General features: G+C 68.3%; 20 protein-coding genes. 12 read left to right on the forward strand and 8 right to left on the reverse strand.

Annotated elements, in window-relative coordinates:
* Positions 1-49 precede the first annotated feature (49 nt).
* The 5 genes from F9288_RS19330 (at position 50) to F9288_RS19350 (ending at position 6596) form a co-directional block, all read left to right on the forward strand.
* The gene (locus F9288_RS19330) at positions 50-1369 is read left to right on the forward strand and encodes an amidase family protein (protein ID WP_174838275.1); all 1320 of its coding nucleotides are present in this window, start codon (positions 50-52) and stop codon (positions 1367-1369) included.
* Positions 1366-2553, forward strand: a complete 1188-nt coding sequence (locus F9288_RS19335; protein WP_174838276.1) for an acyl-CoA dehydrogenase family protein — start codon at positions 1366-1368, stop codon at positions 2551-2553. The genes F9288_RS19330 and F9288_RS19335 overlap by 4 nt, the downstream gene beginning before the upstream one ends.
* Before the next feature lie 62 nt (positions 2554-2615).
* Positions 2616-3758 carry an acyl-CoA dehydrogenase family protein gene (locus tag F9288_RS19340; RefSeq protein ID WP_174838277.1) on the forward strand — a complete coding sequence of 381 codons (1143 nt, stop codon included), beginning with the start codon at positions 2616-2618 and terminating at the stop codon, positions 3756-3758.
* A gap of 88 nt (positions 3759-3846) precedes the next feature.
* Entirely contained in the window at positions 3847-4749 is a 903-nt protein-coding gene (locus F9288_RS19345; protein WP_174839204.1) for an acyl-CoA thioesterase II, read from the forward strand.
* A gap of 23 nt (positions 4750-4772) precedes the next feature.
* Positions 4773-6596: a DUF885 family protein gene (locus F9288_RS19350; protein ID WP_174838278.1), complete on the forward strand. Its 1824-nt coding sequence runs from the start codon at positions 4773-4775 to the stop codon at positions 6594-6596.
* A 169-nt stretch (positions 6597-6765) separates the two neighbouring features.
* Here F9288_RS19350 and F9288_RS19355 read toward each other — a convergent pair whose 3' ends face one another.
* The 5 genes from F9288_RS19355 to F9288_RS19375 form a co-directional block, all read right to left on the reverse strand.
* Positions 6766-7566 carry an SDR family NAD(P)-dependent oxidoreductase gene (locus tag F9288_RS19355; protein WP_174838279.1) on the reverse strand — a complete coding sequence of 267 codons (801 nt, stop codon included), beginning with the start codon at positions 7564-7566 and terminating at the stop codon, positions 6766-6768.
* 14 nt (positions 7567-7580) lie between these two features.
* Positions 7581-8345, reverse strand: a complete 765-nt coding sequence (locus F9288_RS19360; protein ID WP_174838280.1) for an SDR family NAD(P)-dependent oxidoreductase — start codon at positions 8343-8345, stop codon at positions 7581-7583.
* A gap of 16 nt (positions 8346-8361) precedes the next feature.
* Positions 8362-9420: a phosphotransferase family protein gene (locus F9288_RS19365; RefSeq protein WP_174838281.1), complete on the reverse strand. Its 1059-nt coding sequence runs from the start codon at positions 9418-9420 to the stop codon at positions 8362-8364.
* The gene (locus F9288_RS19370) at positions 9417-10505 is read right to left on the reverse strand and encodes a Zn-dependent alcohol dehydrogenase (protein WP_174838282.1); all 1089 of its coding nucleotides are present in this window, start codon (positions 10503-10505) and stop codon (positions 9417-9419) included. The genes F9288_RS19365 and F9288_RS19370 overlap by 4 nt, the downstream gene beginning before the upstream one ends.
* Before the next feature lie 69 nt (positions 10506-10574).
* Positions 10575-11882, reverse strand: coding sequence for an acyl-CoA dehydrogenase family protein (locus F9288_RS19375; protein WP_174838283.1), 1308 nt, complete (start codon positions 11880-11882; stop codon positions 10575-10577).
* 154 nt (positions 11883-12036) lie between these two features.
* Between F9288_RS19375 and F9288_RS19380 the strand changes: the two genes are divergently transcribed.
* Positions 12037-13281, forward strand: coding sequence for a TetR/AcrR family transcriptional regulator (locus F9288_RS19380; RefSeq protein ID WP_174838284.1), 1245 nt, complete (start codon positions 12037-12039; stop codon positions 13279-13281).
* 68 nt (positions 13282-13349) lie between these two features.
* Here the strand turns inward: F9288_RS19380 and F9288_RS19385 are convergent, their stop codons facing one another.
* Complete coding sequence (locus F9288_RS19385) at positions 13350-14414, reverse strand: acyl-CoA dehydrogenase family protein (RefSeq protein ID WP_174838285.1); 1065 nt, start codon at positions 14412-14414, stop codon at positions 13350-13352.
* Positions 14415-14508: 94 nt separating this feature from the next.
* Positions 14509-15729, reverse strand: coding sequence for an acyl-CoA dehydrogenase family protein (locus tag F9288_RS19390; RefSeq protein WP_174838286.1), 1221 nt, complete (start codon positions 15727-15729; stop codon positions 14509-14511).
* Between the two features lie 152 nt (positions 15730-15881).
* Between F9288_RS19390 and F9288_RS19395 the strand changes: the two genes are divergently transcribed.
* From F9288_RS19395 to F9288_RS19410, 4 genes are all read left to right on the forward strand, one after another.
* Positions 15882-17093 carry a TCR/Tet family MFS transporter gene (locus F9288_RS19395; protein WP_254620974.1) on the forward strand — a complete coding sequence of 404 codons (1212 nt, stop codon included), beginning with the start codon at positions 15882-15884 and terminating at the stop codon, positions 17091-17093.
* A gap of 48 nt (positions 17094-17141) precedes the next feature.
* On the forward strand, positions 17142-17840 hold the full coding sequence (locus F9288_RS19400; RefSeq protein ID WP_174838287.1) for a glutathione binding-like protein: 699 nt from the start codon (positions 17142-17144) through the stop codon (positions 17838-17840).
* A 79-nt stretch (positions 17841-17919) separates the two neighbouring features.
* Complete coding sequence (locus F9288_RS19405; protein ID WP_174838288.1) at positions 17920-18282, forward strand: CidA/LrgA family protein; 363 nt, start codon at positions 17920-17922, stop codon at positions 18280-18282.
* On the forward strand, positions 18279-18971 hold the full coding sequence (locus F9288_RS19410) for an LrgB family protein (RefSeq protein WP_174838289.1): 693 nt from the start codon (positions 18279-18281) through the stop codon (positions 18969-18971). Before F9288_RS19405 ends, F9288_RS19410 begins: the two co-directional genes overlap by 4 nt.
* On the opposite strand, the gene F9288_RS19415 is transcribed toward F9288_RS19410, so the two are convergent.
* Positions 18968-19759, reverse strand: a complete 792-nt coding sequence (locus tag F9288_RS19415; protein WP_174838290.1) for an SDR family NAD(P)-dependent oxidoreductase — start codon at positions 19757-19759, stop codon at positions 18968-18970. The genes F9288_RS19410 and F9288_RS19415 overlap by 4 nt on opposite strands.
* Positions 19760-19830: 71 nt before the next feature.
* Here F9288_RS19415 and F9288_RS19420 point away from each other — a divergent pair, with 71 nt between their 5' ends.
* Positions 19831-21363, forward strand: coding sequence for a class I adenylate-forming enzyme family protein (locus F9288_RS19420; protein WP_174838291.1), 1533 nt, complete (start codon positions 19831-19833; stop codon positions 21361-21363).
* Positions 21360-22145, forward strand: a complete 786-nt coding sequence (locus tag F9288_RS19425; RefSeq protein WP_174838292.1) for a thioesterase family protein — start codon at positions 21360-21362, stop codon at positions 22143-22145. Before F9288_RS19420 ends, F9288_RS19425 begins: the two co-directional genes overlap by 4 nt.
* Positions 22146-22219: the final 74 nt, after the last annotated feature.

A 22219-nucleotide genomic window follows, 5' to 3' on the forward strand; every position in this document is an offset into this window, starting at 1 on the left:
ATGCCGTCATCCCCGCGCGCGGGGATGACGAACCTCGCGAGGTATCCCGATGACCGAACGCTCCGCCCTTGAAACCGCCGCCGCCGTCCGCGCGGGCGAGACCACCGCATTGCTTGAAACCGAGGCGGCGATCGCCCGGATCGAGGCACGCGACGGGCCGCTCAACGCGGTGGTGGTGCGCGATTTCGCCCGCGCCCGCCACGCGGCGGCCGAACTCGACCAGCGCATCAAGGAAGGGTTCGACGCGCCCTTGCTCGGCGTGCCGATGACGGTGAAGGAAAGCTACGACCTCGCCGGCCTCAAGACCACCTGGGGCTTCACCGAGCATCGCGACTTCACGGCGAAGCGCGACGCGGTGCTGGTGCAGCGGCTGAAGAACGCCGGCGCGATCGTGCTGGGCAAGACCAACGTGCCGGTCGGGCTGGCGGACGTTCAGTCGAACAACCCGATCTACGGCCGCACGCACAACCCGCACGACCATGGCCGCTCGGCCGGCGGCTCCTCGGGCGGCAGCGGCGTTGCGCTGGCCTCGGGCATGGTGCCGCTGGAAATCGGCTCGGACATCGGCGGCTCGATCCGCACGCCAGCGGCCTTCAACGGCGTGTGGGGGCTGAAGCCGACGTTCGGCCTGCTCTCCACCACCGGCCACAGTTTCCCCGGCACGGACGGCGCGCGGGTCGCGCTCAGCGTATGCGGGCCGATGGCACGCAACGCCGACGACCTCGCGGCGGCGCTCGACATATTGGCGGATCATCCGGTCGTTCCCGCCCCCCCGCGCCGGCCGGACGAGTGGCGCATCCTGATCCTCGCCGATCATCCCGAGACGGGCATCTCAGCGGAGATGCGCGCGGCGCTGGAGAAGGTCGGCGCGGCCTTCGCCGGTGCCGGCGCGAAGGTGGACTATGAGAGCGACCTGCTGCCGGACCTGTCGCAGCAGCATCGCCATTACATGCACATGCTCAACATCGCGATGACGCGCGGCGCGCCCGATCCGGTGCGCGGCGTGCCGACGCTCACCGAATGGTTCGACCTCGCCGACCATCAGGCGCGCAACATCCGCCAGTGGCATGAGGTGTTCGGCCGCTATGACGCGGTGATCGCGCCGATCTTCGGCACCACCGCCTTCCCGCATGACGATGCGCCGCTGACCGGGCGCCGGCTGGAGATCGACGGGCAGGACACGTCCTTCGCCACCCAGTTCGCCTGGGCCGGGCTGGCCACCTTCGCCAACCTTCCCGCGACCAGCGTGCCGGTGGCGACCGGGGCGGGCGGGCTGCCGATCGGCGTGCAGGTGATCGCCGACCGTTATCAGGACCATCTTTCGATCGCGGCCGCGCGCGCGGCGCACGACCTTGTCTGGAGCAAATGATGAGCGACCTCGAACAATTCCGCGCCGAGACGCGCGCCTGGCTCGAAGCCAATTGCCCGCCGGAGATGCGCGAGCCGGTCCGCACCGAGAAGGATTCGGTCTGGGGCGGCCGCGACCAGAGCGCGATGACGCCCGCGCAGAAGCAGTGGATGGACCGGATGGGCGAGCGCGGCTGGACCGTGCCGGACTGGCCGAAGGAATATGGCGGCGGCGGCCTTTCGGCGGCCGAGACCAAGGTGCTGCGCGAGGAGATGGCCGCGCTGCGCTGCCGCAACCCGCTGTCGTCGTTCGGCATCTCGATGCTCGGGCCGGCGCTGCTGAAATATGGCAACGAGGCGCAGAAGAAGGAGCATCTGCCGAAGATCGCGCGCGGCGAAATCCGCTGGTGCCAGGGCTATTCGGAGCCGAACGCGGGGTCCGACCTCGCCAGCCTCGCCACCAAGGCGGAGGACAAGGGCGATCACTTCCTCGTCAACGGCCAGAAGGTCTGGACGAGCTACGCCGACAACGCCGACTGGATCTTCTGTCTCGTCCGCACCGATCCGACGAACAAGCATAACGGCATCAGCTTCGTGCTGTTCGACATGCGGACGCCCGGCGTCTCGACCAAGCCGATCCTGCTGATCTCCGGCTATTCGCCGTTCTGCGAGACCTTCTTCGACAATGTGAAGGTGCCGAAGGAGAATCTGGTCGGCGAGCTGAACAAGGGCTGGGACGTCGCCAAATATCTGCTCGGGCACGAGCGCGAGATGATCTCCGGCATGGGCCTCGGCGGCGGCGGCAAGAACCCGCTGATCGAAGGCGCGAGGAAGACGATCGGGCTGGACGCGGAGGGCCGCCTCGCCGATCCGCTGCTCCGCGCGCAGATCGCGCTGTTCGAGGTGCGGGCGAAGGCGTTCGCGGCGCAGTCCGAGCGGTTCATCGATGAGCTGAAGGCGGGCAAGGCGCACCCCGCCCAGCCTTCGATGATGAAATATTACGGCACGGAGCTGAACAAGTCCCGCCACGAGCTGATGATGGCGGCGGGTGGCTCCGACGAGCTGGAATGGGAAAGCGAAGCCTCCGACGGCGGCCGCGAGGCGCGCGCGTGGCTACGCACCAAGGCGAACTCGATCGAGGGCGGCACGTCCGAGGTGCAGCTCAACATCATCGCCAAGCGCATCCTCAATCTGCCGGGAGCGTGATTCCCCCGCGCGACCATCCAGCCATCAACCGTTCCGGCCGATCCGGGACGACGGAGTGAAAAATGCCGCTTTTCCTGAATGATGAACAATCGATGCTGCGCGACACGGCGAAGGATTTCGTCGGAGAGAAAGCGCCCGTCAGCCATATGCGCAAGCTGCGCGACGACAAGGACGCCACCGGCTTCAGCCGCGACCTGTGGAAGCAGTTCGCGGAGATGGGCTTCACCGGCATCCTGGTCGGCGAGGATCATGGCGGTCTTGGCCTCGGCCATGTCGAGGCGGGCGTGGTGCTAGAGGAGATCGGGCGCAACCTCTCCCCCTCCCCCTTCCTCTCCACCGCCGTCGCGGCGGTCGAGGCACTGAAGGGCACCGGCCATGCGGAACGCTGGTATCCCGGCATCCTGAAGGGCGAGACGGTCGCGGCGCTGGCGATCGACGAAGGGGCGAAGCACCGCTCCAGCGTCGGCCTCAAGGCGGAGCGGGCCGGCAACGGCTTCCGCCTTTCCGGCAGGAAGCAGTTCGTCACCCACGGCCATGTCGCCGACCTGCTGATCGTCGCGGCGCGCACGGCGGGCGCGGCGGACGACGAGGCGGGCGTCACTTTGTTCGCAGTGCCGCAGGGCGCGGCGAAGATGTCCGTCACGCCGGAACGGCTGGCCGATTCGAGCCTCGCCGCGCGGATCGAGTTCGACGGCGTCGAGGTGGATGCCGATGCGGTGATTGGCGAGGTCGACGCCGGGCGCGATCCGCTCGGCCGCCTGCTCCGGGCGGGCCGCACCGGCGCCGCGGCCGAGATGCTCGGCGTCGGCGCAGGCGCAATGGACATGACGGTCAACTACCTCAAGGAGCGCAAGCAGTTCGGCACGCTGATCGGCAGCTTCCAGGCGCTCCAGCACCGCGCCGCGCATCTCTACAGCGAGATGGAGGTGGCGCGCGCCGCCGTGCTCAAGGCGCAGCAGTTGCTCGACGCCGGCGACGACAGCACAGGTAGCGGGGGGGCGGACGCCGCCGTCTCGGTCGCCAAGGCGATGACCGGCATGGCGACCATGCTTTCGGTGCAGGAAGGCGTGCAGATGCACGGCGGCATCGGCATGACCGACGAGTACGACATCGGCTTCTACATGAAGCGCCAGCGCGTGCTGGCCGAGATGTTCGGCGACGCCAATTTCCACGCCGACCGTCTGGCGCAACTGGCGGGGTACTGAAGAAAGCCGGCTCGTCCCCCGGCGAACGTCGGGGCGACGGACGGCAGCCGTCTTGTCGAGGGACCGCGCTTTCCTCTACGCCAGCCGCATGGAGCCGACCGACGTGCCAGACACAACCACCCCGACCGAACTCGCCGCCGATCTGGTCGACCTGCTCGACGTGGAGGAGATCGACACCGATCTCTATCGCGGGCGGCGCTCGAACGGCGGGGTCGGGCGCGTGTTCGGCGGGCAGGTGATCGCACAGGCGCTCCAGGCGGCGCAGCGCTCCACCGACGGGCCCAAGATCGCCCATTCGCTCCACGCCTATTTCATGCGGCCGGGCGACGAGAACTACCCGATCGTCTATCGCGTGGTCCGCGATTTCGAGGGGCGCAGCTTCGCCACCCGCCGTGTGATCGCGATGCAGCGCGGCGCGCCGATCCTCAACATGGCCGCTTCGTTCCAGACCCCGGAGGAAGGCTTCCACCATCAGGACCGGATGCCCGACGTCCCCCCGCCCGAGGAACTGGAGAGCGAGGCGCAAATCCGCGCGCGCGAAAGCGAACATGTCGACGAGCGTTTCCGCCGCGCGCTCGTCCGCCCGCGCCCGATTGAGATCCGCCCGGTATATCCGCGCAAATGGTTCAACCCCACGCCGACCGCGCCGATCCAGCATAGCTGGTTCCGCGTCGTCGCGCCGGTCGGCGACGATCCGGCGATCCACCGCGCGATCCTGTCCTATGCGTCGGACATGTCGCTGCTCGGCACCTGCATGCTGCCGCACGGCGTGAACTGGACCACGCCCGGCTTCCAGACCGCCAGCCTCGACCACGCCGTGTGGCTGCACGAGGATTTCCGCGCCGACGACTGGCTGCTCTACGCCACCGACAGCCCGTGGGCGGGCCATGCGCGCGGCATGAATCGCGGGCAGATATTCACCCGCGACGGCCGGCTGGTCGCCAGCGTCGCGCAGGAAGGGCTGATCCGGCAGCGCGAGGTGCGCTCGTAAGATTCACGCGAGGGAGTAACGCCATGCAGATCGACCGCCGTGGGTTCGTCGCCGGAGCCGCCGCGCTCGGCGTCACCGCCACCCTGCCCTTCCGCGCGGTTGCCGCCACGTCGGGCGACGCCGCCGCGATGGCGCTGCTCGACCGGCAGGCGGAAGCGCTGCTGGCGAGCTACCCCGAGAACGCGGCCTTCCTCGGCATCGACACCGGCAAGCGCGCCGCGCTCAAATCCATGCTGAGCGATCACAGCATGGCGGCCGAGGCCCAACGCAAGGCGGACGCGGCCAGGCGCCTGTCCGAGCTGCGCGCGATCGACCTCACGCAGCTCTCCCCGAAGGTCACCACCCATGTCGAGACCGCCACCGTCGCGCATGAGATCGCGCTCGACGGCTGGCGGCGGATGCCGGTGGGCGACATGGCGTTCCTTTCCGCCAACGGTTATCGTTCGACGCCCTATGTCGTCAGCCAGGGCAATGGCGCGTTCGTCGACGTGCCGGACCTCCTGGAGAACAAGCACCAGATCGCCACCAGCGCCGACGCGGAAGCCTATCTCGCCCGGATGCGCGCCTATGCGAAGGAGCTGCGCGACGAGACCGAGCGGGTGAAGGCGGACGCGGCCAAGGGCGTCTATCTCCCCGGCTTCCTCAACGATATCACCGCGCGCCAGCTTCGCGACGGGGCGGCGAAGCCGGCGGAATGGACGATCGTCACCGGCCTCGGCGCGAAGCTGCATGCCGCCGCCTTGCCCGACGAATGGAGCGCCCGCGCCGCCCGCATCGCGGAGCAGGAGATCGCCCCCGCGCTCGCCGCGCAGGCCGACGCCTTCGTCGCCCTCCGCCCGAAGGCGCCCGACGTCGCCGGCATGTGGCGGGTGCCGGACGCGGACAACATCTACGGCTGGCTGGTTGAGGCCGGCACCACCACAAAGCGCACGCCGGAGGAGATCCACGCCGCCGGCCTCGATCAATGCAAGGCGCTGGCAGCGCAGATGGACCCGCTGCTCCGCGCACAGGGGCTGACGCAAGGCACCGCCGGCGAGCAGCTCGCCCAGCTCGGCAAGCGCCCCGACCTGCTGTTCGCCAATACCGACGCTGGCCGCGCCGAGCTGCTCGCCTATCTCAACGGTGTCGTCGCGAAGATCAGGCCGCTGATGCCGAAGGCGTTCGGCAAGCTGGTGCGCGGCAACCTCAACATCAAGCGCGTGCCGCCCGCGATCCAGGACGGCGCGCCGAACGGCTATGCGGGGCCGGGATCGATGGATGGCAAGATCCCCGGCACCTATTACATCAACCTGCGCGACACCGGCATCTGGCCGCGCTTCGCCCTGCCGACGCTGACCTTCCACGAGGGGATTCCGGGGCATATCTGGCAGGGCGAATATACCTTCGATCTGCCGCTGATCCGCACCTTGCTGAGCTTCAACGCCTATTCCGAAGGCTGGGGCCTCTATGCCGAGCAGATCGCGGACGAGGTGGGCTTCTACGCCGACGATCCGCTGGGCCGGATCGGCTATCTTCAGTCCATGAACTTCCGCGCCGCGCGGCTGGTTGCGGACACCGGGCTGCACCACAAGCGCTGGACGATGGAACAGGCGATGGAATGGTTCATGGCCACCACCGGCTTCACCGCCAGCCAGGCGCGATCGGAACTGAACCGCTATTGCACCTGGCCGGGGCAGGCGCTCGGCTACAAGACCGGACACAATGAGATCAACCGCCTGCGCGACGCGGCGAAGGCGAGGATGGGCGCACGCTTCGACGTGCGCGACTTCAACGACACGGTGGTGCAGACCGGCGGCGTGCCGCTCGGCGTGCTGGCGAAGGTAGTCGATCGCTGGGCTGGGGCGTGAGGCGGGCGCGTCGCCACACCGCGAAGTTCGATAGACGACCGCCCGACCTCTGCCTCAAGTCCGTCATGCCAGCGCAAGCTGCCTCTCCATCAAGGTGCGATACGCCTGCCACCGCGCTTGAGGCATGAGGCCCCATCTTTCGCTGGATGACGCAGCGGGAAGGGGGCGCCTAAACCGCCGTCCGCCCATATTCCTGCTTCGTCACCGGATGGCTCGACGACAGGCCGCCGTCCACCGCGATCGCCTGCCCGTTGACGTAACCCGCATCGTCCGACGCGAGGAACAGCGCCACCTTCGCCAGTTCCTCCGGCGCCGCCCCCCGCCGCAGCGGGTTCAGCCGCCCGAGCCGGTCCATCTTCCCGGCGTCGCGCGCATAATCGAAGGTGGGCTTGGTCATCCCCGTCTCGGTCAGGCCGGGGCAGATCGCGTTGACGCGCACGTTCGAGCCGGAAAGCTGCTGCGCGGAGACCTTGGCAAGGTTGATGACACCCGCTTTCGACGCCGAATAGGCGGGCGATCCCGCGCCGGAGCGGATACCGGCGACGCTGGCGGTAAGGATGATCGCGCCCTTGCCGCGTTCGGCGATGCGGGGAGCGGCGTGCTTCACGGCGAGGAACGGACCGATCAGGTTGACGCGGAGCACCTCCGTGATGAGGTCCACGCTGGTGTCGAAGATGTTCGCCATGCCGCCGGAGATGCCGGCGTTGGCGAACATCACGTCCAGCCCGCCGTAACGGTCGCAGGCGAGCGCGACCGCTTTCTCCACATCGGCCTCCGACCCCGCATCCATGCGGATCGCCTCCGCCACGCCGCCGGCGTCGCGGATCGCCTTCGCGGTTTCCTCCGCTCCGTCGGTCACGTCAGCGACGATCACCTTGCCGCCTTCCGCCGCGAACAGCGTCGCCGCCGCGCGGCCGATGCCGGAGCCGGCGCCGGTGACGATGATCGACTTGTCGGTGAACCTTGCCATTTCCGCTCTCCTGTTCAGATCGTCACGCCGCCGTCGATCACCATCACCTGCCCGGTCATGAAGCCGCTCGCCTTCGACGCGAGATAGACGACCGCGCCGGCGATCTCCTCCGGCTCGCCGATGCGGCGCAGCGGGGTGGTGCGGTTGCGCTCGGCCACCGCCGCCTCGTCCTCCCACAAGGCTTTGGCGAAATCGGTCTTGATCAGGCCCGGCGCGATGCAGTTCACGCGGATGCCATAGCGGCCATATTCATAGGCCAGATTGCGGGCGAGCTGCATGTCGGCCGCCTTGGAGATGCAATAGGCGCCGATCGTCGCCGATCCGCGCAGTCCGCCGATCGAGGAGACGATGACGATCGATCCCTCGCCGCGCTCCTTCATCTCCGGCGCGACCATCGTGATCAGCCAGTGGTTCGAGATGATGTTGTTGTCGAGAATCTTGCGGAACTGCTCGTCCGCGATCCCCTCCTGCGGGCCGTAATAGGGATTGGAGGCGGCGTTGCAGACGAGGCAGTCGATCCGGCCGAATGCGCGGCGCGTCTCGTCCACCAGATGCTGCAAGCCGGCCTTGTCGGAGATGTTGGCGGCGACGGCGATCGCCGTGCCCGCGCCGAAACGGTCGTTGATCTCCTTCGCCGCCGCATCGCAGGCGTCCTGCTTGCGGCTGGAGATGACCACCTTCGCCCCCTGCTCCGCGCAGGCGATCGCGGCGGACTTGCCGATCCCGCGCGACGATCCGGTGATGAGCACGACCTTGCCGGTCAGATCGAACAGCGACATACGGAGCTTCCCCTTTTTACGCCCCCGCCTTCACGGCGAATTCCCATGCCGCCTCGGCCAGCGCCGGCACGCGGGCGCTGGCGGCCTCGGCATTGGCGTTGGAGGCGGTGCCGATCAGGAAACGCTTCCTGATCCCCTGCACGATCGCGGCGAGGCGGAACATGTTGAACGACAGATACCAGTTGAGATCGGGCAGCCCCTCCGGCCGGCTGGTCTTTTCGCAATAGCGCGCGACGACCTCCTCGACGGTCGGGATGCCGGTCTCCGGCCCCGTCAGCCCCATCACGCCGGAACGCCCCTCAGGCTGCGTCACCCAGGAGATCAGGAAATAGGAGAAGTCCGCCAGCGGATCGCCGAGCGTCGACAACTCCCAATCGAGCACGGCCGCGACGCGCGGCTCCAGCCCCGGCGCGAATTTCATATTGTCGCAACGATAGTCGCCGTGGACGATCGAGGTGCGCGTCTGCGGCGGCAGGGTGCGCGGCAGCCATTCGATCAGCCGCTCCATCGGCTCCATATGCTCGGTCTCGGCGCCGCGATATTGCTTGGTCCAGCGCGACACCTGCCGCTCGAAATAATTGCCGGGGCGGCCGAATGTCTCCAGCCCCGCCGCGACATGATCGACGTTGTGAAGCTGCGCGAGCGTGTCGATCATCGCGTTGTAATGCGCGCGGCGCGTGTCGGCATCCATGCCGGGGAAGGCGCCGTCCCAGATCGTGCGTCCCTCAACCATCTCCATCACGTAGAAGGCGGAACCGATCACCGCATCGTCCTCGCACAGCCCGAACGGGCGCGGCACGGGAAAGCCGGTGGGGTGCAGCCCGGCGATCACGCGATATTCGCGATCGACCGCATGAGCGGACGGCAGCAGTTCCCCCAGCGGCTTGCGGCGCAGCACGTAATCGCGCGCCGGGGTGCTGAGCTTGTAGGTCGGATTGGACTGGCCACCGGCGAATTTCGCATAGGTCAGCGGCCCGGCGAAATCCGGCACCCTGTCCTTCATCCATGCCGAGAGGCGATCGGTATCGAGCCGGTCGCGCTCGGCGATGTCGGTCTGGAGGCTGGTGTCGGTCATTGATCGAACACGATCACGCTGCGCGTCGTGTCGCCCTTGCGAAGCTCGTCGAACGCATGGTTGATGCTGGCGAGCGGCATCCGGTCCGCGATGATCGTGTCGAGGTCGAGCAGTCCGCGCTGATAGAAATCGACCAGCCGGGGGATATCGACCGGGAAGCGATTGTAGCCCATGATCCCGCCCTGGAGCCTTTTGCCGGACAGCAGGTCCATCGCGGAGAGGCCGACCTTCTCGCTGAGCGGCATCATCCCGAGGATCGTCGCCGTGCCGCCGCGACGCAGCACCTTCACCGCGGTATCCGCCGATTGTGGGCGGCCGACCGCCTCGATCGCGTGATCGACGCCGCCCTTGGTGGCCTCCACCACTTCCGCGACAATATTTTCCGCGAGCGGGTCATAGCTATGGGTCGCGCCGAGCTTTTCGGCGATGGCACGCTTCTCCGGCACCGGATCGAGCGCGATGATCTTGCCCGCGCCCGCGATCTTCGCCGCGTTCACCGCCGCAAGCCCGATCCCGCCGCAGCCGACGACGCACACCGTCTCGCCCGGCGACACATCCGTGGTGTTGAACACCGCGCCCGCGCCTGTCGTCACCGCGCAGCCGATCAGCGCGGCGCGATCCAGCGGCATTTCCGGGTCGATCGCGACGCAGGCATGTTCGTGGACCAGCATCATCTCGGCATAGGCCGACAGGTTGAGCATCTGGTTGACCGGGCTGCCGTCCGGGAACCTCAGGCGCGGCTCCGCACCGGCCTGTCGCCGCGTCTCGCCGCCGAGGCAGAGATACATGCGGCCCGTCACGCAAAATTCGCAATGGCCGCAGAAGGCGGAAAGACAGGTGACGACATGGTCGCCCGGCTTCACCGTGCGCACCTCCGAGCCGACCGCCTCGACGATCCCCGCCGCCTCATGGCCGGGAATCGCCGGCAAGGGATGCGGATAGGCCCCGTCGATGAAATGCAGGTCGGAACGGCACACACCGCAGGCCAGCGTGCGGATCAGCACCTCATGCGCCGCCGGCTTGGACACGTCGACGTCCATCACCTCCAGCGGCTTCTTCGCTTCGAATAAAACGGCGGCCTTCATGCGCCTCTCCAGTCGATCAGGTCGTCCCGGTCGCGGCCGGGGCGCCAAGGGTCAGTCAACAAGCGGCTTTCAGCGCGAGACGCCGATGTCCCCGCTCGAAATCTCCACGCCGCCGCGCGGCGCGGGGCGCTCGGCCTTCCAGTCGGCGTATTTGCCGAACTCGTCGCGTGCGATCGCGCGGCAATGGACCTCGTCCGGGCCGTCCGCGAAACGCAAGGTGCGCATCGCCGCCCAGGCATGGGCGAGGCCGAAATCCTCCGCCACCCCGCCGCCGCCATGCGCCTGGATCGCGTCGTCGAGAATCTGAAGCGCCATGTTCGGCGCTTGCACCTTGATCATCGCGATCTCGAGCTTGGCTGACTTGTTGCCGGCCTTGTCCATCATGTCCGCAGCCTTGAGGCACAACAGGCGCGTCATCTCGATATCGATGCGCGCGCGGGCGATGCGCTGCTCCCACACGCTATGGTCGGAGATGCGCTTGCCGAACGCGACGCGGCTGACGAGGCGCTGCGCCATCTTCTCGATCGCGACCTCCGCCACGCCGATGGTGCGCATGCAATGGTGGATGCGGCCCGGCCCGAGCCGCCCCTGCGCGATCTCGAAGCCCCGGCCCTCGCCGAGCAGCAGATTCTCCACCGGCACGCGCACGTCGGTGAAGCTCACCTCGCCATGGCCGTGCGGGGCATGGTCATAACCATAGACGGAGAGCATCCGCTCGATCTTCACGCCCGGCGTGTCCATCGGCACGAGGATTTGGCTCTGCTGCTGGTGGCGCGAGCCCTCGAAGCTCGTCTTGCCCATCAGGATGCCGATCTTGCAACGCGGATCGCCCACGCCCGACGACCACCATTTGCGGCCGTTGATGACGTAATGATCGCCGTCACGCTCGATCCGCGTCTCGATATTGGTCGCATCGGAGGAGGCGACCTGCGGCTCGGTCATCAGGAAGACGGAGCGGATATCGCCGTTCATCAGCGGGCGCAGCCACTGCTCCTTCTGCTCGCGCGTGCCGTAGCGGTGCAGCACCTCCATGTTACCGGTGTCGGGCGCGGAGCAGTTGAAGCATTCGCTCGCCCAGCCGACCTTGCCCATCTCCTCGGCGCAGAGCGCATATTCGAGATTGGTGAGCTGGGTCCCCTCGAACTCGAACGTGTCGTCAACATGCGCCTGCCCGGAGTGCGGCGGCATGAAGAAATTCCACAGCCCGGCCTCTTTCGCCCTGGCCTTCACCTCCTCGATCACCGGGATCACCTTCCACGGATCGCCCTCGTGGTGCTGGCGCTCATATTCCGCCTGGCGGGGGCGGATGTGCTGATCGATAAAATCGCGTACCCGGTCGCGGAAATAGGTTTCGCGTTCGCTCAGCGTGAAGTCCATCGCATCCCTCCAAAGCCTGTTCAGCCAGCGGCTCTAGACCGTACCCATCTTTCGGTAAAGCGCCCGAATCATCATTTATCCCCTACGAAAACGCCCTGCCGCAACAAGCGCGAAAGGGACTGTTTCTTCGAATTGTTGCTGCTAAGGTGGCCGGATGCACGGCACGGGGGATACCGGCCGGGGGGAGGAGACGAGCACGCGGCGCTTCCGGGCGAAACGTGATGCGATCCTCGCCGCGGCCGCTGAGGCGATCAACGAACAGAGCGCGAAGGGCATGACCTTCGCCGATGTCGCGCGGCGCGTCGGGCTGAACACCACCAGCGTCACTTATTATTTCAAGCGCAAGGAGGACCTTGCCGCCGCCGCGTTCGAGCATACGCTGGATTCGCTGCTGTCGATGCTCGACGAGGCGATGGAGGAGGTGACGCCGGAGGCGCGGGTCGAGCGTTATCTCGCGCTCAACATGGCGCGGCTGATGCGCGTCCAGCGCGGCGAGGAACGGCAGATGGCCGGGCTTTCCGACCTTCGCGCAATGGACGAGCCGGTGCGCTCGCGGTTGATGGCGCGGTGGCGCGAGGTGTTCCGCCGCACCCGCCTGCTGTGGGGCGCGGCGGACGCGCGGCAGCAGACCGACCTCAACGGCGCGCGCGCGCACGTGCTGCTGGAGAACACCTTCTGGCTACCGGTGTGGCTGGGCCGCTACGAGCCGGATCAATATCCCCGTGCCGAGGCGCGGCTGATGGAGGTGTTCCGCCACGGCATCGCACGGCCGGAAGCCGAATGGCGGCCAGCGCCGATCGACCTGCCGCATGACGAGGCGGTGCCGGGGCGCGAGGCGTTCCTGCTGGCGGCGACGCGGCTCATCAACGAGCTTGGCTATCGCGGTGCCTCGGTGCAGCGCATCGCATCGGAGCTGAACGTCACCAAGGGCAGCTTCTACCACCATCTCGACGCCAAGGACGATCTGGTCGTCGCCTGCTACAAGCGCAGCTTCGATACGATCGCGGCGGCGCAGCGGCTCGCCGACGAGCGCGGCGGAAGCCATTGGGACCGGCTGGCGGGCACGATCGCGACCTTGCTCGACGTGCAATTCTCGGAGCTTGGGCCGCTGCTGCGCACCACCGCGCTCACCGCGCTACCGCCCGGCGTGCGCAATGTGATGGTGGAACGATCGAACCGCATCGCGCGCCGCTTCGCCGGCACGATCTCCGACGGGATCGCGGAAGGGACGATCCGCGCGGTCGACGCGCTGATCGCGGCGCAGGCGCTGATGGCCTTCCTCAACGCCGCATTCGACATGCGCAAATGGGCGTGGTCGATGCCGCGCGAGCGGGCGATCGCGCTCTACGCCTCCACCCTCACCTTCGGCCTGTTCGACGACCGGGTTATCGCGGAATAGGCACGCGCCATTCCGGCTGACGCCCCGCCCCAATGCCGAAACAAGGGGCGGGCGCGGGCCGAAAGACCTCAATAACCGTTGAGCCGCCCGAAACGGTCGCGGTGATAGGAGGCATTGCCCCACATCGCCTCCAGCACCGCCGCGCGCTTGAGGAAGAGGCCCGCGTCGAACTCGTCGGTCATGCCGACGCCGCCGTGGAGCTGCACCATTTCGCGGCTGACGAGACGCAGCGTGTCGTTGGCCACCGCCTTCGCGAGGCTCACCGCCTGATCGACATCCGAGCGCCCCGCGTCGATCGCCTCCAGCGCGCCCTCCACCGCCGAGCGCATCAGCTCCAGCTCGGTCAGCATCTTGGCCATGCGGTGCTGGAGCGCCTGGAAGGTCGAGAGCACCTGTCCGAACTGCACGCGCTGCTTGAGATAGTCGAGCGTCTGGCCGAACGCGCTTTCCGCCATGCCGAGCATCTCGGCGGCGGTGACGGCGGCGGCGCGATCGGCCACCGCCTGCGTCAACGCCTTGTCGCCGAGCTTCTCGGCCGGGGCATCGCTGAACGTCACCTCCGCGTGGCTGCGGCTGTCCGCCATGCGCCGCGACGCCACCGTCACGCCCTCGCCTTTTGGCACCAGATAGAGGCCATCGGCCGCCGCGACGACGAACACGTCCGCGCCGTCGCCCTCCGCGACGAATTTCTTGGTGCCGCTCAGCTTCCCGCCGGAGACGGTCGCCGCGATCTTCATGTCGTGGCCCGGCCCCTCGTCGATCGCCAGCGTCGCGGTCGCCTCGCCGCTGGCGAGCCTCGGCAGCCATTCACTCCTGGCCTTGTCAGACGATCCCATCGCGATCGCGCTCGCCGCCACGGCGGTCGAGGCGAGCGGGGTCGCAGCAAGGTTGCGGCCGAGCTGCTCCAGCACCAGCCCGAGCGAGAGATAGCCGAACGCCGAACCGCCGAACTCCTCGGGGATGACGATCCCGGCCCAGCCCATGCCGCCGATCGCGCTCCACGCCTCGGGATCATATCCCTTGCCGCCACCCGCGTCGCGCAGCTTGCGGAAGGCGGCGATCGGGCTTTCGTTGTCGGCCCATTCGCGCGCCATGTCGCGCAGCATCACCTGTTCTTCGTTCAATGCAGCCATGTCGTTTCCCTTTCGCCGGGTACCGGGGAGGATGAGGTCTGCCGCCTCATCCTCCACCCGGCCCTCTCCAGACGCTTCCCGCGCCCAACCGAACTCACTGGTGATCGAGCATCCCGAGGATACGCTTGGCGATCACGTTGTTCTGGATCTCGCTCGACCCGCCGTAGATCGACACCGCCTTGCCCCACAGCCAGGTGCGGGTCTGCTCCAGCTCCTCGCGCGAGAAGCCCTCGCCTTCCCAGCCGAGGCCCTGCATCCCCATGATCTCGACGTTCAGCTCCGCGCGATCCTGCGTGATGCGCGCGCCGACGTTCTTCATGACGCTGGTCGCGGCGGACGGGCCGGCATTGCCCTTCGCCTCCAGCGCGGCACGGCGCAGCGTGAGCGCGAAGGCGCGCTGGTCCATCTCATGCCTGATGATCCGGGTGCGCAGGTCCGCGTCGGCGAGGCGCCCTTCGGCGTCGGTGCCGCGATATTTCTTCGCGATCTCCGGCACGGTGTTGCCGGCGTTCATCCGCGCGGCCGAGCCGCTGCCGCCGGAAAGCGAGTTGCGCTCGTGCTGGAGCAGGCGGGTGCCGATCTCCCAGCCCTGCCCCTCGCGTCCGACGAGATTCCCCTTCGGCACCTTCACGTTGGTGAAGAAGGTCTCGCAGAACGGCGACGCGCCGGAGATCAGCCGGATCGGCCGCGTCTCCACGCCCTCGCTCTCCATGTCGATCAGCAGGAAGCTGATGCCGGCATGTTTCTGCGACTTGTCGGTGCGCACCAGCGCGAAGCATTTGTCCGCCCATTGGCCGCCGGAGGTCCAGGTCTTCTGCCCGTTGACGAGATAGTGATCGCCCTTGTCCTCGGCGAAGGTCTGCAGGCTGGCGAGGTCCGATCCCGCGCCCGGCTCCGAATAGCCCTGGCACCAGCGCACCTCGCCGCGGACGATGCCGGGGATATGCGCCTGCTTCTGCTCCTCGCTGCCATATTCCAGCAGCGTCGGGCCGAACATCATCACGCCCATGCCGCCGATCGGGTTCCACGCGCCGATCCGGGCCATTTCCTCCTGCAACACGCGCGCCTCGGCACGCGAGAGGCCGCCGCCGCCATATTCCGTCGGCCAGGTCGGCACGCCCCAGCCCTTGTCGCCCATCGCCTCGCGCCACTTCTTCTGCGCGGGCGTCTCGGCGGTCGGCCCGTCGACGGCGGACATCGCATTGTCATGCCCCTTCAGCGCGGGATCGAAATTCGCCTCCAGCCACGCGCGCGCTTCCTTTCGGAAGTCGTCCAGGCTGTCTGCGGGGCGGTCCAGGTCGGCGGCGGTGGCCATCGTCATCACTCCACGAATCCGAATCTGAATATCGGGTATGGCGAGCGGCATCGCATGACTTGCGCCAAGATGCAAAGGGACAACGCCATCGCAAGCCGATAGAATGCGCGCGATCGAACGAGGCGCCCATGCAGCGCCGCTGGAGGGGCTGCTTGATCCGATTCCATCACCGCGCGGTGCCGATCGCGCTGGCCGCGATCCTGATCGATTCGATCGGCTTCGGCATCGTCATGCCGGTGCTGCCGACGCTGATCGTCCATCTCGCGCATGTCGGCCTGCCCGACGCGACGCGCATCGGCGGCTATATGCTGATCGCCTTCGCCCTCGCGCAGTTCCTTGCCGGGCCGGTGCTCGGCAACCTCGGCGACCGATTCGGCCGGCGTGTCGTGCTGCTGGCGGCGATGACCGCCTTCTCCGCCGATTACGCGCTGATGGCGGCGGCGCCGACGATCGGCTGGCTGTTCCTCGGCCGCGTCATCGCCGGCATCACCGGCGCCACCTATGGCCCGGTCAATGCGGTGATGGCGGACGTGACCCCGCCCGAGAAGCGCGGCGCGACCTTCGGCCTCGTCGGCGCGGCATTCGGCGCGGGCTTCATCATCGGCCCGGCGATCGGCGGGTTGCTCTCGACGCTCGGCCCGCGCGCGCCGTTCATCGCCGCCGCCTGCCTCGCGCTGGTCAACGCCGCGACGATCGCGCTGATCATGCCGGAAACATTGCCGCCCGAACGCCGCCGGCCATTCGAATGGAAACGCGCCAATGTGTTCAGCGCCTTCGCTCCCCTGCTCCATGCCGGCGGCGCGACGCCGCTGCTGAGCGCCACCCTGCTCTGGCAGATCGCCCACATGGTCTATCCGGCGACCTGGGCCTTCTATGCCGAGATCGCGATGGGCTGGGACGGGCGCGCGATCGGCTGGTCGCTCGCGGCGGTGGGCGTTTCGATGATGGTGGTGCAGATCTTCCTGGTCGGCCGCGCGATCAAGACGTTCGGCGAGGAGCGCACCGTGCTGATCGGCCTGGTCGTCGGGGTGATCGAATTCACGCTGATCGCCTTCGCGACCAGGGGCTGGGAGGTCTATGCGCTGATCCTGTTCGGCGCGCTGGCGGGGCTGGTGTTCCCCTCGATCAACGCGATCCTGTCGAACCGGGTCGACGCCAGCCATCAGGGCGCGTTGCAGGGCGGGATGGCGAGCCTGTCGAGCATCGCGGCGATCGTCGGCCCGCTGGTGATGACGCAATCGCTGGCGGCCGGCGCGGATCACGGCCTGCCCGGCGCGGCCTTCATGCTCGCAGGGATATTGGCGGCGCTGGCGCTGGCGACGATCTGGCTGGGCGTGGTGCGGCGGCGCGGCGCGCTTGCGTGATCGTCGACGCCTTCCCATCTTCGCCGAAACGCGCTTGAGGGAGGCACGATGATCGACCTGCATTTCTGGCCCACGCCGAACGGCCACAAGATCACGCTGTTCCTGGAGGAAGCGGGGCTGGACTACGTCATCAAGCCGGTGAACATCGGCGCGGGCGACCAGTTCAAGCCGGAATTCCTGAAGATCGCCCCCAACAACCGCATGCCCGCGATCGTCGATCACGCGCCGGCCGACAGCGGCGAGCCGATCGCGATCTTCGAATCCGGCGCGATCCTGCTCTACCTCGCCGAAAAGACCGGCCGGTTCGGCGGCGAGGGGCTACGCGAGCGGACCAAGGTGAACCAGTGGCTGATGTGGCAGATGGGCGGACTCGGCCCGATGCTGGGGCAGAACCATCATTTCAACCGCTACGCGCCGGAGAAGATTCCTTACGCCATCGACCGTTACGTGAAGGAGACCAACCGGCTCTACGGCGTGCTCGACCGGCGGCTGGAGGGCCGCGCGTTCATCATCGGCGACAGCTACACGATCGCGGATATGGCCTGTTATCCGTGGATATTGCCCGAAATCCAGGGGCAGGACATGGCCGGTTTCCCCCATCTCGCCCGCTGGCACGCCTCGATCCGCGCCCGTCCCGCCACGGAGCGCGCCTATGCGCGGGGCAAGGCCGTCGCGCCGCAGCAGCAGACGTTGAGCGAGGAGGCGAAGAAGATGCTGTTCGGCCAGACGGCGAAGGCGGCGTCGTAACGATCCGCGCGCCGGGATAGCTTCCGGCGCGGCGCCGCTCTAAGGGGCGCGCTCCCAACCGCCGGAGTCCAGCCCGACGATGATCGGCGCCATCGCCCTGCTCCTCACCTGCCAGCTCGCCGGCGAGATCCTCCGCCGCCTGACCGGCGTTCCCCTGCCCGGCGCGGTGATCGGGCTGGTGTTGCTCGTCGCATGGCTGGCGTTCGTCCGGCGCGAGCGGCCGGTGCTCGGGGCGGTGACGGGCTGGCTCACCGCGCATCTGGCGATCATGTTCGTGCCGGCCGCCGTCGGGGTGATCGAGCAAGGCCCGATGCTGGCGCGCTACGGCATCGGCCTGATCGCCGCCACGCTCGTTTCGACCGTGCTGACGATGATCGTCACGGTGCTGGTGTTCCGCTGGGCCGCCGGCCGCGCGCAGGGCGACGAGGAAGCGGCGCGATGAGCGGATTGCTGTCCACCCCGCTGCTCTGGCTCGCCGTCACGCTGATCGTGTTCGAGGTGGCCGATGCGCTGTCGCGACGCAGCGGGCGGCATCCCATGTGCCATCCGGTGCTGCTCGCGACGCCCGTGCTGATCGCGATCCTCATCGCGTCGCACACCCCCTATCCGGTCTATCGCGACGCGACGGCGGCGTTGAGCTTCCTCCTCGGCCCGGCGGTGGTCGGGCTGGCGGTGCCGATCTGGGCGCGCCGCGCGCTGATCCGCCGCCTCGCCTTCCCGATCGCCGCCGCGCTGGGCGCGGGCGCGCTCACCGCGATCGTCAGCGCGGTCGGCGTGCTGTGGCTGTTCGGCGCGCCGCACGCGCTGCTCGCCTCGATCGCGCCGCGCGCGACCACGACGCCGGTGGCGATGGACATGGCCGCGCAGATCGGTGGCATCCCCTCGCTCGCCGCGATCATCGTGATATTCGCCGGGATATTCGGCGCGATGACCGCGACGCCGATCTTCAACGCGCTGAAGATCGCGGACTATCGCGCGCGCGGCTTCGCGGTCGGCATCTCCGCGCACGGCATCGGCACCGCGCGCGCCTTCCAGGTGGATGACACCGCAGGCGCCTTCGCCAGCCTCGCGATGGCGCTCAACGCGGTGTTCACCTGCGTCCTGCTCTCGCTGTTCGCGCTGCTGGCCTAACCCATCTCCCGCCCCGGCCGACGGCTCAGCCCCACGTCGAGGTGCGCACCGGCATCGATCCGCCACACCTCGCCGGTGATCGCGCGGCCGGCGGGATCGAGCAGCATCTCGATCGGCCCGGCGATATCCTCCGCCTGCGGAGCCATCGCCATCGGCACCTGCGCGGCGATGCGCGTGTCGAGCGCCGCCTTGCCCTCCGCGCCGAGCGCTTTCTCGAACCAGCTGGTGCCGACATAACCCGGCGCGACCGCATTCACCCGGATGCGCGGCGCAAGTACCCGCGCGAGGCTCTGCGTCATCGTGATCATCGCGCCCTTCGACGCGGCATAGGCGATCGACGAGCCGATGCCGTACAGCCCGGCGACAGACGCGACGTTGACCACCGCGCCGTGCGGGCTGTTGCCCATCCCGGCCGCCGCGACCGCGCGGGTCATCTGGAAGGCGGCGATGGTGTTGAGGCGATAGATATCAATGAAATCCTCCGCCTCCAGCCCGTCGAGCCGCTCGTGCGCCATGTGCTTGGTCCGCCCGGCGTTGTTGACGAGGAAGTCGATCCGCCCGAGCCGCTCCACCGCCGTCGCCGCCAGCGCGCGGCAGGCGGCGTCCTCCGCGATATCGGCCCGCACCGCGATCGCGCCCTCCCCCACTTCCGCCGCCAGCGCCTCCGCCTCGTCGCGACTGTGCGCATAGTTGATGACGCAGGCGACGCCGCGCCGCGCGAGTCGCCGCACCACCGCCGCGCCGATCCCCGTGCCGCCGCCGGTCACGATCGCCACCGAGCCTTTCATCCGAGCCTCCATCCGCTTTTTCGAAAATCGCGTATGGCATTCGGCGATCGCATCGCCTAGCGGCTTGATTCATGACCGATGCCGCCGAAGCGCTCGCCGAGCCGTTCGGGTTGCTGCCCGACCTCATCCGCCTCCACGCGCGCCGCCAGCCGGACAAGCTCGCGATCGCGGACGACACGTCGCGGGTGACCTATGCCGCGCTGGACCGCGCGATGGATCGCGTCGCTGCCGCGCTGCAACGCGACGGCACGCAGCAGCGGCAGGCGGTGGCGATGGTGTCCTATCCGTCCGTCGAGCAGGCGATCGTGTTCCTCGGCGCGTTGCGGGCGGGCAGCATCGCCGCGCCGATCCAGCCCTCCGCCACGCCGGAGCAGATCGCCGGCATGATCGCGGACAGCGGCGCGAACCTCGTCTTCCTCGACGCCGCTAATGCCGAGGCGCTGAACAGCCAGACGCTCGCCGCGCGCGTCGTCCGGCTGGAGGCGCTCGGCGACTGGCTCGCGCCGGAGGACGCCAAGCCCGCCCCGGTCGAAATCGCGCCGGAGGACGGCTTCAACATCATCTATTCCTCCGGCACCACCGGCATCCCCAAGGGGATCGTGCAGAGCCATGCAATGCGCTGGCAGCATTTCTCGCGCAACTCGGCCGCCGGCTTCGCCACGGCGGTAACCTTGCTCTCCACCCCGCTCTACTCGAACACCACGCTCGTCAGCTTCCTGCCGACGCTGGCGTGGGGCGGCACGGTGGTGCTGATGAAGAAGTTCGACGCGCACCGCTTCCTCGAGCTGGCCGAGAAATATCGCGCGACGCACACCATGCTGGTGCCGGTGCAGTACCAGCGCATCATGGCGCTGCCCGATTTCGACCGCTTCGACCTCTCGTCGTTCCGCTTCAAGACCTGCACCTCCGCGCCGTTCAAGCCCGAGCTGAAGCGCGACGTGCTCAATCGCTGGCCCGGCAAGCTGGTGGAATATTACGGCATGACCGAGGGTGGAGCGTCCTTCGCGCTGGTCGCGGATGAGTTTCCCGACAAGCTCCACACCGTCGGCCGCCTGCTGCCGGGGCATGAGGCGAAGCTGCTCGACGAGGAGGGCAATGAAGTGCCGCCTGGCGGCGTCGGCGAGATCGTCGGCCGCTCCCCGGCGATGATGAACGGCTATCACGGCCGCGAATCCGCGACGCGCGACGCCGAATGGTTCGACGCGGACGGAGAGCGCTGGCTGCGCCACGGCGATGTCGGCCGGTTCGACGAGGACGGCTTCCTGACGCTCATGGACCGCAAGAAGGACATGATCATCTCGGGCGGGTTCAACGTCTTCCCGTCCGATCTGGAAGCGGTGCTGGCGCAGCATCCGGCGGTGGCCGACTGCACCGTGGTCGGCGTGCCGAGCGATGAATGGGGCGAGACGCCGGTCGGCTTCTACGTCCCGCGCGCCGGCGCGGCGGAGGGCGCGGAGGACATCCGCACATGGGCCAATGCAAGGCTCGGCAAGACGCAGCGGCTGTCGGCGCTATACGTCGCCGACGAGCTGCCGCGCAGCGCGATCGGCAAGGTGTTGAAGCGCGAGCTGCGCGACCGGCTCGCGGCGGGGGAGTTCGCATGACCAGCCTGAAACAGATCCTCGACGGCCTCGCGCCGATGCCCGACGCCCCCGGCTGGCGCGGGACGATCTCCGACGACTGGCTGCAGGGCCGCACCTCCTATGGCGGGCTGTCGGCGGCGATCGCGCTGCATTGCGCGATGCGGTCGGACGAGGATTTGCCGCCGCTGCGCTCGGCGCAGGTGTCGTTCGTCGGCCCGCTCGCCGGCCCGATCCTCGTGACGACGCATCGCCTGCGGCGCGGCAAGAACGCCGCCTTCATCGAGGCCAGCATCGAGAGCGAGGCCGGGCTGGGGCTGCGCTGCACCTTCGTCTTCATGCGCGCGATCAAGAGCGAGGTGGATTACCAGACCACCAGCCTCCCCGATTTCCCTCGCCCCGGCCCGGACGACACGACGTTCAAGGGCGCATCCGCCGTCGCCTTCACGCGCAACTTCGAGTTCCTCGACCGTCGCGACGGGCCTGGGCTGAAGCCGGCGGAATGGCTGCGCTGGACGCGGCTCAACGAACGCGAGGGGCTGGACCCGATGGTCGAGCTGATCGCGGTCGGCGACTGCCTGCCGCCCGCCGCGCTGCGCCTGATCGGGCGGAACGTGCCGATGAGTTCGATGACGTGGATCCTGAACGTGCTCGGCCCCACGCCCTCGACGGAGGACGGCTGGTGGCTGCTGCGGTCCAACGCCGATTACGCGCGCGCCGGGAGCTCCTCGCAGCAGATGGGCATCTGGAACGCCGCCGGGGAGATGGTCGCGGAGCAGATGCAGTCGGTGGCGCTGTTCGCCTGATCCGCGCGACAAGTTGCGACAATTTCCGCCCGCGCCGGACATATCCGCGCGACAGCTCGCCGATAGATCTTCCG

The organism is Sphingomonas sp. CL5.1, assembly GCF_013344685.1.
Lineage (GTDB): Bacteria > Pseudomonadota > Alphaproteobacteria > Sphingomonadales > Sphingomonadaceae > Sphingomonas.